This window comes from Kitasatospora sp. NPDC058243 (assembly GCF_042882025.1).
Taxonomy (GTDB): domain Bacteria; phylum Actinomycetota; class Actinomycetes; order Streptomycetales; family Streptomycetaceae; genus Kitasatospora.
Genome location: NZ_JBHVWW010000023.1, coordinates 73,958 through 87,170 on the forward strand (window position 1 = coordinate 73,958; position 13,213 = coordinate 87,170).

At 73.9% G+C, this 13,213-nt stretch carries 12 protein-coding genes; 5 read left to right on the forward strand and 7 right to left on the reverse strand.

Features of this window, described 5'->3' with window-relative positions:
• Nucleotides 1-79 precede the first annotated feature (79 nt).
• Complete coding sequence (locus ACFVX9_RS17680; protein WP_380342915.1) at nucleotides 80-814, reverse strand: chitinase; 735 nt, start codon at nucleotides 812-814, stop codon at nucleotides 80-82.
• A gap of 321 nt (nucleotides 815-1,135) precedes the next feature.
• Here ACFVX9_RS17680 and ACFVX9_RS17685 point away from each other — a divergent pair, with 321 nt between their 5' ends.
• The gene (locus tag ACFVX9_RS17685; protein WP_063348108.1) at nucleotides 1,136-3,049 is read left to right on the forward strand and encodes a hypothetical protein; all 1,914 of its coding nucleotides are present in this window, start codon (nucleotides 1,136-1,138) and stop codon (nucleotides 3,047-3,049) included.
• A 49-nt stretch (nucleotides 3,050-3,098) separates the two neighbouring features.
• Here ACFVX9_RS17685 and ACFVX9_RS17690 read toward each other — a convergent pair whose 3' ends face one another.
• Together ACFVX9_RS17690 and ACFVX9_RS17695 are read right to left on the reverse strand one after the other, a co-directional pair.
• Nucleotides 3,099-3,371 carry a DUF6011 domain-containing protein gene (locus ACFVX9_RS17690; RefSeq protein ID WP_380372725.1) on the reverse strand — a complete coding sequence of 91 codons (273 nt, stop codon included), beginning with the start codon at nucleotides 3,369-3,371 and terminating at the stop codon, nucleotides 3,099-3,101.
• Nucleotides 3,372-3,496: 125 nt separating this feature from the next.
• Nucleotides 3,497-5,062 carry an MFS transporter gene (locus ACFVX9_RS17695; RefSeq protein ID WP_387982400.1) on the reverse strand — a complete coding sequence of 522 codons (1,566 nt, stop codon included), beginning with the start codon at nucleotides 5,060-5,062 and terminating at the stop codon, nucleotides 3,497-3,499.
• Between the two features lie 262 nt (nucleotides 5,063-5,324).
• Here ACFVX9_RS17695 and ACFVX9_RS17700 point away from each other — a divergent pair, with 262 nt between their 5' ends.
• Nucleotides 5,325-6,320 carry an Lrp/AsnC family transcriptional regulator gene (locus ACFVX9_RS17700; RefSeq protein WP_380342906.1) on the forward strand — a complete coding sequence of 332 codons (996 nt, stop codon included), beginning with the start codon at nucleotides 5,325-5,327 and terminating at the stop codon, nucleotides 6,318-6,320.
• Nucleotides 6,321-6,425: 105 nt separating this feature from the next.
• Nucleotides 6,426-7,193, forward strand: coding sequence for a TetR/AcrR family transcriptional regulator (locus tag ACFVX9_RS17705; protein WP_363371620.1), 768 nt, complete (start codon nucleotides 6,426-6,428; stop codon nucleotides 7,191-7,193).
• Here ACFVX9_RS17705 and ACFVX9_RS17710 read toward each other — a convergent pair.
• The gene (locus ACFVX9_RS17710; RefSeq protein WP_063351188.1) at nucleotides 7,180-7,521 is read right to left on the reverse strand and encodes a helix-turn-helix domain-containing protein; all 342 of its coding nucleotides are present in this window, start codon (nucleotides 7,519-7,521) and stop codon (nucleotides 7,180-7,182) included. The genes ACFVX9_RS17705 and ACFVX9_RS17710 overlap by 14 nt on opposite strands.
• 205 nt (nucleotides 7,522-7,726) lie before the next feature.
• Between ACFVX9_RS17710 and ACFVX9_RS17715 the strand changes: the two genes are divergently transcribed.
• Nucleotides 7,727-8,575 carry an SDR family oxidoreductase gene (locus tag ACFVX9_RS17715; protein ID WP_387982365.1) on the forward strand — a complete coding sequence of 283 codons (849 nt, stop codon included), beginning with the start codon at nucleotides 7,727-7,729 and terminating at the stop codon, nucleotides 8,573-8,575.
• A 153-nt stretch (nucleotides 8,576-8,728) separates the two neighbouring features.
• Entirely contained in the window at nucleotides 8,729-9,697 is a 969-nt protein-coding gene (gene rarD / locus ACFVX9_RS17720) for an EamA family transporter RarD (protein WP_387982366.1), read from the forward strand.
• 64 nt (nucleotides 9,698-9,761) lie between these two features.
• Here the strand turns inward: rarD and ACFVX9_RS17725 are convergent, their stop codons facing one another.
• From ACFVX9_RS17725 to ACFVX9_RS17735, 3 genes are read right to left on the reverse strand one after another with little or no spacing between them, the layout of a single operon-like run.
• The gene (locus ACFVX9_RS17725) at nucleotides 9,762-10,682 is read right to left on the reverse strand and encodes an ABC transporter permease (protein ID WP_387982367.1); all 921 of its coding nucleotides are present in this window, start codon (nucleotides 10,680-10,682) and stop codon (nucleotides 9,762-9,764) included.
• The gene (locus tag ACFVX9_RS17730) at nucleotides 10,669-11,793 is read right to left on the reverse strand and encodes an ABC transporter ATP-binding protein (protein ID WP_387982369.1); all 1,125 of its coding nucleotides are present in this window, start codon (nucleotides 11,791-11,793) and stop codon (nucleotides 10,669-10,671) included. Before ACFVX9_RS17730 ends, ACFVX9_RS17725 begins: the two co-directional genes overlap by 14 nt.
• A 3-nt stretch (nucleotides 11,794-11,796) precedes the next feature.
• Nucleotides 11,797-13,086 (reverse strand): outer membrane lipoprotein carrier protein LolA, encoded by a 1,290-nt coding sequence (locus tag ACFVX9_RS17735; protein ID WP_387982370.1) that lies wholly within the window; start codon nucleotides 13,084-13,086, stop codon nucleotides 11,797-11,799.
• Nucleotides 13,087-13,213 lie beyond the last annotated feature (127 nt).

Consider the following 13,213-nt stretch of genomic DNA (forward strand, 5'->3'; position numbering starts at 1 on the left):
CCCCTCCCGTCCCCCCCCACCCCCCACTCCCTGGCAGGGGAGCTCGCCCCCCCCCCCCCCCCCCCCAAGCCGCCGCCCGTCAGCAGGAGATGTTGCCGCCGCCGACGTCGGTGCCGAGGACGCCGACGAACTTCTTGTAGAGGTTGATGCGGTCGTTGCGCTCGTCCGGGTTCTTGCCGTTGCACTCCAGGTCGCCGTTGATGCTGCGGATGGTCTCGCCGAAGCCCTTGCCGTTGACGATGGCGTCGTGCGCGGTCATCGTCCCGGCGCCCTTCTGGGAGTTCCAGAACCAGAGGCCGGTCTTCCAGGAGACGGCCGGGTCCTTCTCGGCCAGGTAGGGGTTGTTCAGCAGGTCGATGTGCAGGGCGTCGCCCGCCGCCTTGTAGTTGAAGTTCCAGCTGATCTGGAGCGGGCCGCGCCCGTAGTAGGCGCTCTTGCCGGCGGGACAGCCGTAGGGCTGCGAAGTGTCGCAGTAGTGCGGGTAGTTGGCGGTGTTCTGCTCGACGACGTACTTCAGGCCGCCGGTCTCGTGGCTGACGTTGGCGAGGAACGCCGCGGCCTCGCGCTTGCGGGTGGCGTCGTTGCCGGTGGTGGTGAACCCGGGGTAGGCGCTGAGGGCGTCGGTCAGGCCGCGGTAGGTGTAGAAGGAGTTCCGGCTCGGGAACATCTGGTTGAACTGGGCCTCGCTGACCACGAACGAGGCGGCGGCCGCCGGTGTGGCGTGCCCGGTGAGGGCGGTGGTGCCCAGGGCGACGGTGCTCAGGACGGCGGCCGAGGCGGCCATGGACAGGGTGCGGGAGAGCTTCATTGTCACTTCTCGCTTGTCGTCGGGGTGGGGGTGCTGCGGGGGTGCTGCGGGGGTGCTTCGGTGGCGCTTCGGGATGCTCCGAGGGGTGCTCCGGCGGGTGCTTCGGGAGCGAAGCGCCGGGGAACATCGTGGTGCGCCGATTCCGGGAAAAGGCGTCGACCAGCACCCAAACCACTCGTTCGGGGTGTATCCGGCCCAGAAGGTGAGCGCGATTCAGGCCAATTCCAGCTCGTCCGACACACCGACAGATTGATCATCCGGTCATCAGATACGCGGGATAGCCTCGTCCGCGCACATGGCAGACACCGCGAGCGGGGGGACGACCACATGGGGCACGCCGACGACGAGGGCGACGAGCGGTTGGCGGCGGAGGGCGAGGTGGCGGTGGCCCGGTTGGCGATCGACTCCGGAGACCTCCCGCACGCCGCCGACCACCTGGCCGACGCGATCCTCGCCGACCCCCAGCTGCCCGAACTGCACGAGGCGCTGGCCGAGTTGTGCGCCGCCGCCGGAGGCCCGGCCGCCGCCCGCGACCTGTTCCCGCTGGACGGCCAGGTCTACCTGGGCACCGTCGCCTGCCGGGCCCACGTCGAGGCCGCCGCCGGAGACTGGGACACCGCCGTCGGCCTGCTCGCCTCCGCGATCCAGTACGAGCCCGCGAGACCCTGGGCGCACGCCGCCTGGCTCGCCCGCGAGGACCTGCCCGCCCTCGTCGACCCGGACGCCGTCGCCCAGGCGGTGGCCCGGGCCAGCGGCGGACTGCCCGACCCGCTGCCCCCCGAACTCGCCGAAGCCGTCCAGCCGTTCGAGGACTTCGTCCAGTCCGTGGTGGCCCGCCACGGCGACCACGCGCTGCTGCTCGCGATGGCCTCCGGCCTCACCCGCCGCCTCGGCGCCACCGACCGCGCCGTCGAACTCGCCGAACTGGCCCACCTGCTGGCCCCCGGCTACCTGCCGTCCGTGATGCTCGGCAACGCCCTGCGCGCGCACGGCCGGCCGGAACGGGCGCTCGCCGTCTGGGAGGCCGAACTGGCCCGGGTCGAACCGGAGCGGGACAACTCCAGCAGCTACCTCGCCGTCGACGTCGCCGAGTTGTACGGCGCCCTCGGCCGCCCCGCCGACGGCCTGCCCTGGCTGGACCGCGTGCTCGCCACCGAACCCGACCACCCCAAGGCGGCCCCCGCCCGGTACGGCCTGCGGCACGCCGCCGACGGCGACCCCGCCCACCTGCTCGCCCTGGCCGACCACCACCGCGCCCACCCCGACCACGAGTACGCCCAGGACCTGCTGGAACGCCTCAGCCACCGGGAACCCTGGCTCGGCATGGTCTCCGGCGCCACCGAGGCGACCGTCAACGTGCTGCACCAGGTGCTCGCCGCCCCCGGCACCACCCGCGACAGCGAGATCGAGTGCAGCGCCTCCGCCGTGGAACCGCCCAGCTCCCTGCTGGCCGTCCGCCTCGCCCTGCCGCGCTCCACCGTCGCCTACCAGTCCGTCGCCGAGCCCGACCCCCGGCTGCCGCTGGCCGAACCGGCCACCCGGATCTGGGCCTGGGACGGCACCGACCCGCGCCCGGCCGTCGCCCCGCCCGCGCCGGACAGCGCCGAACTCGTCCGGGCCACCGCCGAGATCGTCTGGGCGACCGTCCCCGCCGCCTACGACCACGCCGTCCGGCTGGCCGGGCTGCCCCTCGACGACCTGCTCGGCGCGCTCGTCCACCCGCCGATGCCCCGGGAGGACGACCTCGGCCGGGCCCTGCTCGCCCACCAGCCCGAACTGTGGGTGCGGGCCGTCCAGGTCTTCGCCTGCCTCGGCATCGCCCACCACCGCACCGACCAGCCGTGGGAGGACTCCGAGCGCCGCCGCGTACTGGTCGACCTGCTGCTCGGGCCCGAGGACTGGGTGGTCGAGGCGGCCGGCTTCGCCCTCGTCGCGATCGGCTGGACGCACCCCGAGACCCGCGCCGACATCGCCGACCGGCTCCGGCAGCGGCTGCACTACAGCGCCCGGGCCCGCCGCACCCGCGTGGTGACCGTCCTGCGCTCGCTCGCCGCGCTGGCGCTCACCGCGCCCTGGCTGCCCCGGGCCGACCTCGACCTGGCCCGGCGGATGATCGAGCGGGCCGAGGCCCAGGAAGCCAGGGAAGCCGGGGCCGCACGAGAAGCCCAGGAAGCCAAGCAGATCGAGGAGCAGCCGGAACCCCGCCCCGGCCTCCTGCGCCGCCTCTTCCGGCGCGCCTGACGGGCGCTACACCAGAGGCCGGCGAGCGACGCCCGTCACCCGGTGCCTGTCACCCGATGCCCGGCAGCGGATCCTGGTCGACGTCGAAGCGCGCGACCCGCTCCGCCGGATCGCGGCACTCCGGGCCGAGCCGCAGGATCCGCGACTCCGGATCGTGCAGCGGGCGGTGGCAGCGGCGGCAGGTGACGCGGGGGCGGATGGCCTCGGGGGTGTCGGTGCCCGGGATCGGGTCCGGGCCGCCACCGCTCGGGCCGCCACCGCTCGGGCCGCCACCGCTCGGGCCGTTGCTGGTCGGGCCGTTGCTGGTCGGGACGCTGGTCATGGGGAGACGGTAGCCCGGCATCGGGGAACATCGGTACAGCGGTCGGCGCCGAGATCGATCATGGTCGGCCGGCGCACCGGCTGGGGGCTCCGCCGGGGTTCGCGGAAAGATCGCCGGGCGGGTCCTCAGGCCGGCTGCGCCGCAACCGGGACCGCAACCGGGACCGCGGCCTGTTCCGCTTCCGGCACTGGCCGTCCCGGACCCGCCGCCCTCGGTGCCGCGCTCGACGGGCTCTTCAGCAGCAGGGCGCAGGCCAGCGCGGCCAGCAGGGCGAGGCCGGCGGAGACCAGCAGGCACAGCCGCATGCCGTCCAGGAAGGAGTTGCTCAGCGCGGTCAGGGCCTGTCCCGTGGCGGGGCCGAGGTCGAGTCCGGCGACGGCGCCCAGGCCGTGTTCGCGGGCGGCGTCCAGGACGCGCGCGCCGGTCTGGGCCGGGACGCCGGCGTTCGCGAGCTGTTCGGGCAGGGCGTTCAGGGCACGGGTGGTGAGCAGCGCCCCGAGGGCGGCGGGGCCGAGCGCGGCGCCGACCTGGCGGATCGCGTTGTTGCCGGCCGCGGCCATCCCGGCCAGGTGGAAGGGAACGGCGGAGACCGCGGAGGCGGTCATCGGGGTGAGCACCGCGCCCATGCCGAGTCCGAGCAGTACCAGCCGCCAGGTCAGCGCCGCGTAGGAGGTGTGGGCGTCGACGCCGGTCATGGCGAACATCGCGGCGGCGATCAGCACCAGCCCGGAGGTGATCAGCACCCTCGGCGGGATCCGGTGCATCAGCCGTCCGACAGGGAGGCCGGCCACCAGCGAGGTGCCGGACACCAGCACCATCCGCAGTGCCGCCTGCATGGTGCTCAGGTGCTGGACCAGGCCGAAGTACAGGCTGAGCACGAAGAAGAAGCCGATCAGGCCGAGGAAGCTGACCACGGCCACCAGCGCGGTGGCGGTGAACGCGGGGCTGCGGAACAGCGCCAGGTCCAGCATCGGGCTGGCACTGCGGAGTTCCACCAGGACGAAGGCTCCGGCGGCGACCGCGCCGAGCGTCAGCGCGGTGATCACAGCGGGTTCGTCGAAGCCGTCCGCGCCGCCCTCGATGACGCCGTAGACCAGTGCGGTGACGGCGACGGCGGCGGTGATCTGGCCGGGCCAGTCGAGCCGGCGGCCGTGCGGGGCGCGCGAGTCGGGCAGCCGGAACGCGGCGACGGCCAGCAGGGCCACGGAGAGCGGTATCGGCAGCAGGAAGATCCAGCGCCAGGTGGTGTGCTCCAGCAGGGCGCCGCCGATCAGCGGGCCGACGGCGAGCGGGGCCGTCAGGCTCATCGCCCAGAAGCCGATGAACTTGCCCCGCTCACGGTGGTCGGGCACGGCATGGCTGATCAGCGTGAGTGTGGTGGGCAGCAGAGCGGCGGCGCCGATGCCGGAGACCGCCTGCCCGACCCACAGTGCCTGCACCGAGCTGGACAGCAGCGAGATCGCGGCGCCCAGCGCACAGAAGACCATGCCGGTCTGGAAGACCTTCTTGCGGCCGTGGACATCGCCCCAGACGCCGGTGGTCAGGATCAGCGCGGCCATCGGCAGCACGAACGCGTCCGACACCCAGGACAGTTCGGAGGTCGACGCGCCCAGCGCGCGCTGGATCGCCGGCAGGCTCACCGACACGGTGGTGACGGGCAGGTAGGCGACGAAGACACCCAGGCAGGCCATGACGAGCGTGGCGGCCCGTCCGGCCCTGAGGTCCGGCGTCGTTGTGGAGTTCACGGGGTCGTTCCTTCGGCTGCTGCGGGGGAGGCCCCGCATTCTCGGAGCGCCGCCGGGAGCGTGCGCCCGCTCCCGGGGGCGACGGCCGACGGCAGCCGCCCGTGGAGCCGCCGATCAGCTTCTCCCCGAAGCGCCCGAAACCCGCAGTCGATCCCACCAAGCGTCCCGGAACCTCCATCTGGGGTTCTGGCGATGGGATTATTCCTCCATGGCTGATGATCTGGACCGCAAAATCATCCACGGTTTGCAGTGCGCGCCCCGGGTCTCGTTCCGGCGGCTCGGGGAGGTCATCGGCGTGTCCGAACAGACTGTGGCGCGCCGCTACGCCGCCCTGCGGCGGGACGGCCTGCTGCGCGTCGTCGGACTGGGCAACCTGAACGCCGACGGCCAGGCGGAGTGGATCGTCCGGCTGCGCTGCCGACCTGATGCGGTGGCACCGCTGGCCCAGTCACTGGCCCGCCGGTCCGAGGTGGCGTACGTCGGCATCGCCTCCGGCGGCTCGGAGATCATCTGCATCATCCGGTCCCCCGCCGGAACCGACCATGACGACCTGCTGCTGCGCCAGCTGCCGCGAGCGGGCGCCGTCCTGGACGTGAACGTCGACCTGGTCGTGCGTATCTACGGCGGTCCCGGAACCGCGCCCTGGACCGACCCCGACGCCTCGCTCACCCCCGAACAGGTGCGGCGGCTGACCTCCGGCCACCCCACCCCGGCAGTGGCCTCGTCGACGCCCCTGGGCGAACAGGACCTGCCGCTGCTGCGCGCGCTCGCCGAGGACGGCCGGGCCACCCATACCCACCTGGCCGAGGTCACCGGCTGGTCCAAGCCCCGGGTCGCCCGTCGCCTGGAGGCACTGGAGGCAGCCGGCTCGCTCACGTACGACGTCGACACCCTGGCCGAGCGCCTCGGCTACCGGCTCAACGCCACCCTGTGGCTGCAGGTCGACCTACCGCGGCTGCACCAGGTCGGCGAGGAGGTCGGCGGCCACCACGAGTGCGCGTTCGTCGCCGCGATCAGCGGACGCCACAACCTGATGGCCGTGGTCGCCTGCCGGGACACCCCCGACTTCTACCGTTACCTCACCGGCCGCCTGGCCCACGTCGAGGGCATCCGCGGCTACGAGATCAGCGTCCGGGTGAGCCGGCTCAAGCAGTCCGCCTCGCTCGTCCACCACGGGCGGCTGATCCACCCGGCGCTCGTATGACGCCGGCACCGGGCCGCCGGACCGCTGAGCGACCGGCCGCCGGACCGCCGAGCGACCGGCCGTCGGGCCGTCGAGCTGTCGGCGGGGCCGTGAAAAGATCCCCCCATGGCCACGGACCGCAGCAGCGCAGGAGATCCGGCGCGCACCCTCGCCCTGCTCTGGGGGCTGACCGCCGAGGAGAAGCCCGGCCGGCGCGGTCCGCGGCAGGCCCGGTCGACCGGCGAGATCGCCGCCGTGGCCATCGCCCTGGCCGACGCCGAGGGCGTGGACGCCGTCACCATGCGCCGGGTGGCGCAGGAGCTGGGGCTGTCCCCGATGGCGCTGTACACCTACGTCCCCGGCAAGGCCGAACTGCTCGACCTGATGCTGGACACCGTCTACGCGACGACGCCGCGCAGCGCCCCCGCCGACGACGGCTGGCGGGCCAGGGTCACCGCCGTCGCCGACGACAACCGGGCGCTGCACCGCGCCCACCCGTGGGTCTCGGCGGTCCCCACCAGCCGCCCGCCGCTCGGCCCGGGCCTGATGGCCAAGTACGAGTACGAGCTGCGCGCCTTCGAGGGCACCGGCCTGCCCGACGTCGAACTGGACGCGGCGCTCACCCACCTGCTGGGCTTCGTCCAGACCTGCGCCCGGATGGCCGCCGACGAGCGCGCCGCCCGGCAGGACAGCGCGATGACCGACGCGCAGTGGTGGGCCGCCAACGCCGAGCTGCTCGCCAAGGTCTTCGACGCCGAGCGCTACCCGGTCGCGGCCCGGGTGGGCGCCGCCGCCGGCGAGGCGCACGGCGGCGCGTACGACCCGGACCACGCGTACGCCTTCGGCCTGGCCCGCGTGCTGGACGGGCTGGCGGCCCTGATCAGCGAGCGCTAGGCCGGGCGTCGTACTCCGCGCGGGCGGCCTCGACGGCGGGGACCCGCTGCTCGGACCAGTGCGCGAGGGCGGCGACCAGTTCGGCGGCCTCCCGGCCGAGCGGGGTGAGGCTGTAGTCGACCCGGGGCGGGATCACCGGGTGGGCCTCGCGGTGCACGAAGCCGTCGCGTTCCAGCGTCTGCAGGGTCTGCGCGAGCATCTTCTCGCTGACGCCGGAGACCCGGCGGCGCAGTTCGCTGAAGCGGTAGCCGCGCTCGCGCAGCGCGCCGAGCACGAGGACGCCCCAGCGGCTGGTGACGTGCTCCAGCACGCCCCGGGACGGGCACATGCGGTCGAACACGTCGGCCGGCGGCAGCTCGCGCACCGGGACGGCCGGGCGGCCTTCCTCCAGGGTCTTCATGACTGTCCTGCCATTACCTTCATATCAGTACCGTACTTTGAAGTGCGTACTTTCGAAAGGTTAGTGCAGTCCCTAGGGTGAGTTTCGAGGCAGGAACCCCATCGAGGCCCAAACCCACCCGAGGAGCATCCCCATGTACGTCGTCACCGGTGCCACCGGCCAGCTCGGCCGTCTCGTCGTCGAGGGCCTGCTGGCCGCCGTCCCCGCGAGCGAGGTGGCGGTCGCCGTCCGCTCCGCCGAGAAGGCCGCCGACCTGGCCGCGCGCGGGGTGGCCGTCCGCGTGGTCGACTACGACGACCCGGCGTCCCTGGCCGGCGCCTTCGCGGCCGGCGACCGGGTGCTGCTGATCTCGGGCAGCGAGGTCGGCCGCCGCATCCCGCAGCACCGCGCGGTGGTCGACGCGGCCCGTGCGGCCGACGTCGCGCTGTTCGCCTACACCAGCGCGCCGGGCGCGGCGACCTTCCGGCTGGCCGACGAGCACAAGGCGACGGAGGAGCTGATCCGCGAATCCGGCCTGCCGTCCGTCCTGCTGCGCAACGGCTGGTACACCGAGAACTACCTGGGCGACGCGGCCGGCACGGTCGCGCGCGGCGTGGTGCTCGGCAGCGCCGAGGACGGCCGGGTGGCCACCGCCCCGCGCAAGGACTACGCGGACGCGGCCGTCGCCGTCCTCCTCGGCGAGGGCCACGAGGGCCGGGTGTACGAGCTGAGCGGCGACGCCGCGTGGAGCCTGGCGGAGCTGGCGGCCGAGTTGGCGCTGGTCTCCGGGCAGCCGGTCGCGCACCAGGACGTGGCGCCGGCGGAGCACCTCGCGGCGCTGGTCGGCGCGGGCCTGCCGGAGGGCTTCGCCGAGGTGCTGGTGGACGTGGACGCGGGCATCGCCCGTGGCGAGCTGGCCGGCACCCCGGGCGACCTGGCCCGGCTGATCGGCCGCCCGACCGTCCCGCTGGCCGAGTCGGTGCGCGCCGCGCTCCAGGGCTGAGGCGCTCCGGGCCTGGGATGCTCCGGGCCCGCCGGGAGCCCCGCGTTTCCCGAGGTCAGAGATGTCATGACCAAAATGCGGAAACGGAGATGACAGCCTGCCCCTCCGCCAGCTACCGTCACCTCGACACACGCGCGCGGAGGGCAGGCGGCCATGCCACAGACAACCCAGCAGGACAGCGGCCGAGGCCTCTGGTACGGCGTCGCGGCCTACGGCATCTGGGGGCTCTTCCCCCTGTTCTGGCCACTGCTGGAGCCCGGCGCCGCCGACGACATCCTGGCCAACCGGATGGTCTGGTCCCTGGTCGCCGTGGTGCTGCTGCTGATCGCCCAGCGGCACTGGAGCTGGATACGCCCGCTGCTGCGCCAGCCCCGCCGGCTCGCCATGCTGGCCGGCGCGGCCACGGTGATCTCGATCAACTGGGGCGTCTACATCTGGGGCGTCAACGCCGGGCACGTCGTCGAGACCAGCCTCGGCTACTTCATCAACCCGCTGGTCACCATCGGCTTCGGCGTCCTGGTGCTCAAGGAGCGGCTGCGGACGGCGCAGTGGGCGGCGGTCGGCGTCGGCGCGGCCGCCGTCGCGGTGCTCAGCGTCGCGTACGGGCGGCTGCCGTGGATCGCGCTCACCCTGGCGCTCTCCTTCGCCACGTACGGGCTGCTGAAGAAGAAGGTCGGGCTGAGCGGGCTGGAGAGCCTGGCGGCGGAGAGCGCCTTCATGTTCCCGTTCGCGCTCGGCTACCTGGTCTACCTGGAGGTCAGCGGGCGCGGCACCTTCGGCCACACGGTGGCCGGCTCGTACGGCTGGGGGCACTCCGGGCTGCTGCTGCTCAGCGGGGTGATCACCGCGATCCCGCTGCTGTTCTTCGGCACGGCGGCCGTGCGGGTGCCGCTGACCGTGCTCGGGCTGCTGCAGTACCTGGCGCCGGTGTTCCAGTTCCTGATCGGCGTGGCGGTGTTCCACGAGTCGATGCCGCCCGCCCGCTGGGCCGGCTTCGGCCTGGTCTGGCTGGCGCTCGCGGTGCTCACCTGGGACGCGCTGCGCCAGGTGCGGGCCGACCGCGCGGGGCGGGCCGCGGCCGTGCCGCAACCCGCCCCCGCGAAGGCGGCCGTCAGGCGCTGATCCGCCCCGCTGATCCGCCCCCGCCGATCCGCCCCTTCTGATCCGCCCCCCGCCGACGCGGCGGTCAGACGCTGATGTCCCGGCTGGTGAAGCGGGACCAGGCCGCCGCGCCGAACACGGCGACGTAGGCGGCCTGGAGGCCGAGGTCCTTCCACACGCCGTCCCAGTACATCGGCTGGCGCAGGAGGTCCGCGAAGCTGAGCCAGTAATGGGTGAACAGGAACGGCCTCACGGCGTCCAACTGCGGGAAGGCGTCCAGGATCTGCACGGTGACCACCAGCCCGACGGTCGCGGCCATCGCCGCGATACCGCTGCCGGTGAGCGTGGAGACGAACAGCCCGATCGCCACCAGCCCCGCCAGCGAGGCCGCCACCACCCCGGCCACGAGCACCGCCCGCAGCAGCGCGTCGCCGAAGCCGATGGTGTCGCCGGAGATCAGCGTCACCTCGCCGAGCGGGAACAGCGCGGCGCCGGTGGCCAGCGCCGCCGCCGCGACCGCCACGGTCGCGGCCAGGCAGAACACCAGCCCGGCGGTGAACTTGGCGGCCAGCAGCCGGGTGCGCCCGGCCGGGGCGACCAGCAGGTAGCGCAGCGTCCCGGTGGCCGCCTCGCCGGCGACCGAGTCCCCGGCGACCACGCCGACCGTCATCGGCAGGAACACCGGCAGCGCGACCGCGAGGGCGGTGAAGACCAGGAACAGGCCGTTCTGGGTGGTCTGCGCGATGAAGTTCACCCCGCCGCCGCCCTCGTGCGGGCTGCCCGTGTTGAGCTTGACGACCACGCCGATCAGGATCGGCAGCACCGCCAGGATCCCCAGCAGCACCTTGGTGCGCATCCGGCGGAAGGTCAGGTGCAGTTCGTTGCGGAACAGCGCCAGGAACCCGGCCGCCGTCTGCGGCCTCCGCCCGGCCCGGACCGGCAGCGCCCCGGCCTGTGACAGCTCAGCCCGCGACAGCTCAGCCTGCGACAGCTCAGCCTGCGACATCGAAGCCCTCCCCGGTCAGCGCCACGAAGGCGTCCTCCAACGTGCCCCGCTCCAGCCCGAACCCGTGCACCCGCACCCCGGCCTCGACCAGCGCCGCGCACAGCTTCGGCAGCGCCTCCTCGACCGGGGAGCCGAGCGCGCCGAACGCGGCGAGATCGCCGTCCACCCGCCCGTCGCCGGGCAGCAGGGAGCCGACCCGGTGGGCCGCCAGCACCTCCACGGCGTGCGCCACGTCCGGTGTGCGGACCACCAGCCGGCCCTGCGCGCGGGCGGCCAGTTCGGCGACGGTGCCCTGCACCACCAGCCGGCCCCGGGACATCACCGCCGCGTGCGTGCAGACCTGCTCGATCTCGTCCAGCAGGTGCGAGGAGAGGAACACCGTGGTCCCCTCCGCCGCGACCTCCCGCACCAGCGCCCGGATCTCGCGCATGCCCTGCGGGTCCAGCCCGTTGGTGGGCTCGTCCAGCACCAGCAGCTCGCGCGGCTGGAGCAGCGCCGACGCCAGGCCGAGCCGCTGCTTCATGCCCAGCGAGTACGCGCGGGCCTTCTTGGCCGCTGCGGCGCTCAGCCCGACCCGTTCCAACGCCGTCTCGACGCGCAGGCGCCGGGTACGCGGGTCGGCGGTCGGGTCGGCGGCGTCGAACCGCACCAGGTTGTCCCGCCCGGAGAGGAAGCCGTACAGCGCCGGGCCCTCGATCAGCGCGCCCACCCGGGGCAGCACGGAGGCGACGGACTGCGGCATCGGCTCGCCGAGGACGGTGGCCACGCCGGAGGTGGGGGCGATCAGGCCCATCAGCATCCGGATGGTGGTGGTCTTGCCGGAGCCGTTCGGGCCGAGGAAGCCGAAGACGGAGCCGCGCGGCACGCTCAGGTCCAGGCCGTCCACGGCGAGCTGGCCGCCCCGGAAGCGCTTGGTCAGGCCGCGGGTCCTGATCACGTCGTCGGGCCGGGAGGAGCCGGAGGAGCCGGAGGAACCGGGGGAGGAGAGGGGGCCGGGGGAGTCAGGGGAGGAGGGGGAGGAGGAGGTGGAAGGCGCGGGGCCCGGGCGCTGCTCGGCGCCCGGACCCCCGGCCGACTCCGTAACGTCCCCCGTTACGGGAGCCTTCGTCATCCGTCAGTTCACCCCGGCGGCGTGCTGGAGCACCGGCAGGGTCACTGCGCCAGCGAACACCCGGCCGTCGTCGGTGACCAGGACGTTCACCACCTTGGTGCTGATCAGCGTGCCGCCGCCGACCGGCTTGCCGAGCGACTTCACCAGCGCCTGCGGGTTCAGGGCCGCGCCCCGGCCGCCGTGCTTGCCGCCCTTGCCGCCGTCCTGCGGCACGTCGACGGCGCCGCCGGGCAGCTGCGCCGAGACCACGGTCGTCCAGCCCTCGCCGATCACGTTCACGCCGCCGTGGTCCTGGCCCGAGGCGTCCCGACCGGCCTTGCCCCCGGGCGCGGAACCCTTGGGCGCGAAACCCTGCGGCACCTCACCCTTGGCGCCCTCGTCGGCCTTGTGCTCCGTCACCTTGGCACCCTTGGGCACGGTGAAGTCGAAGGTCTTGGCGGCCGGCTTGGCGAAGGACACGTCGGTGAAGTGGACGTCCAGCACGGTGGAACCGTCGACGCCCTTGACCACCACCGAGAGCGGCACCCCGTTGTCGGCGGCGACCGCGATCCGGACCTCGGCGACGGTCGAACCGGACTGCGCGGGCTTGACGCTCAGCTGGTACGCCTTCTGCCCGGCCACGTTGGCGGTGCCGGCCACGGTGACCGACGTGGTGCCCGCGCTCGCGGTCAGGAACTGCCGGGCGGCCTCCTGCGGGGTCGTCGGCACCCCGGTCAGCGGCGCCCCGGCGTGCTTGCCGGCGGTGTCGGGGTGCTGGGCGGCCGCCCGGCCGGTCAGGCGCACGGCGGTGTTGGTGGAACTGTCCCAGGCCCAGGCCTGGTCGCCGTTGTGGACGACGGTGTAGCCGGCCATGTCCTCCAGCAGGTCGACCCGCTGGCGGTCCGGGCCGTCCACCGCGACCCGCAGCGTCTGGTCGCCGCCGAGCAGGCCGAGCAGCTTGGCCTGCGGGTCGGCCGAGGAGGATCCCTGGCCGCCACCGCGCCCGGCCGCCGCGCCGAGCCCGCCGGCCGCGGCGCCCAGCAGCTGGCTGGGCAGGCCGAGGTCGGTGGAGACGGACACCGTGCCGGAGAGGCTCTGCGCGTCGGAGCCGAGCACCTTGGCCACCAGCTGCTCCGGCGTCAGCGAGGGAAGGTCGGGCGGGGCGTCGGCCGCCAGTGCGGGCACCAGCCCGATCCCGGCGGCGATCACCGCGGCCACCGTCAGCGGCACCCCGGCCCGCACCAGCATGCGCCGCCGTGAGCGGTACGGCACGCCGCCGTCCACGTTGTCCCCCGCCGCCGTGTCATTGGTCATGGCGTCCTCAACTCCTCTACGAACACGAGCGATTGGCTGTGCCTTTCCATTAGAGGCCCGCGCCCCGCCCCCGTCATCGCCCTGCGGGTCCAGTTCGGGGTAAACCTCACGGGTACATCGACCCTGA

What these genes read in the sequence shown, in the direction of transcription:
- ACFVX9_RS17690 (WP_380372725.1), bottom strand. Translation starts at nt 3,371, where the DNA reads ATGACCAGCGTCCCGACCAGCAACGGCCCGACCAGCAACGGCCCGAGC.
- ACFVX9_RS17730 (WP_387982369.1), bottom strand. Translation starts at nt 11,793, where the DNA reads ATGACGAAGGCTCCCGTAACGGGGGACGTTACGGAGTCGGCCGGGGGT.
- ACFVX9_RS17695 (WP_387982400.1), bottom strand. Translation starts at nt 5,062, where the DNA reads ATGGCCTGCCTGGGTGTCTTCGTCGCCTACCTGCCCGTCACCACCGTG.
- rarD (WP_387982366.1), top strand. Translation starts at nt 8,729, where the DNA reads ATGCCACAGACAACCCAGCAGGACAGCGGCCGAGGCCTCTGGTACGGC.
- ACFVX9_RS17715 (WP_387982365.1), top strand. Translation starts at nt 7,727, where the DNA reads ATGTACGTCGTCACCGGTGCCACCGGCCAGCTCGGCCGTCTCGTCGTC.
- ACFVX9_RS17710 (WP_063351188.1), bottom strand. Translation starts at nt 7,521, where the DNA reads ATGTGCCCGTCCCGGGGCGTGCTGGAGCACGTCACCAGCCGCTGGGGC.
- ACFVX9_RS17735 (WP_387982370.1), bottom strand. Translation starts at nt 13,086, where the DNA reads ATGACCAATGACACGGCGGCGGGGGACAACGTGGACGGCGGCGTGCCG.
- ACFVX9_RS17700 (WP_380342906.1), top strand. Translation starts at nt 5,325, where the DNA reads ATGGCTGATGATCTGGACCGCAAAATCATCCACGGTTTGCAGTGCGCG.
- ACFVX9_RS17685 (WP_063348108.1), top strand. Translation starts at nt 1,136, where the DNA reads ATGGGGCACGCCGACGACGAGGGCGACGAGCGGTTGGCGGCGGAGGGC.
- ACFVX9_RS17725 (WP_387982367.1), bottom strand. Translation starts at nt 10,682, where the DNA reads ATGTCGCAGGCTGAGCTGTCGCAGGCTGAGCTGTCGCGGGCTGAGCTG.
- ACFVX9_RS17705 (WP_363371620.1), top strand. Translation starts at nt 6,426, where the DNA reads ATGGCCACGGACCGCAGCAGCGCAGGAGATCCGGCGCGCACCCTCGCC.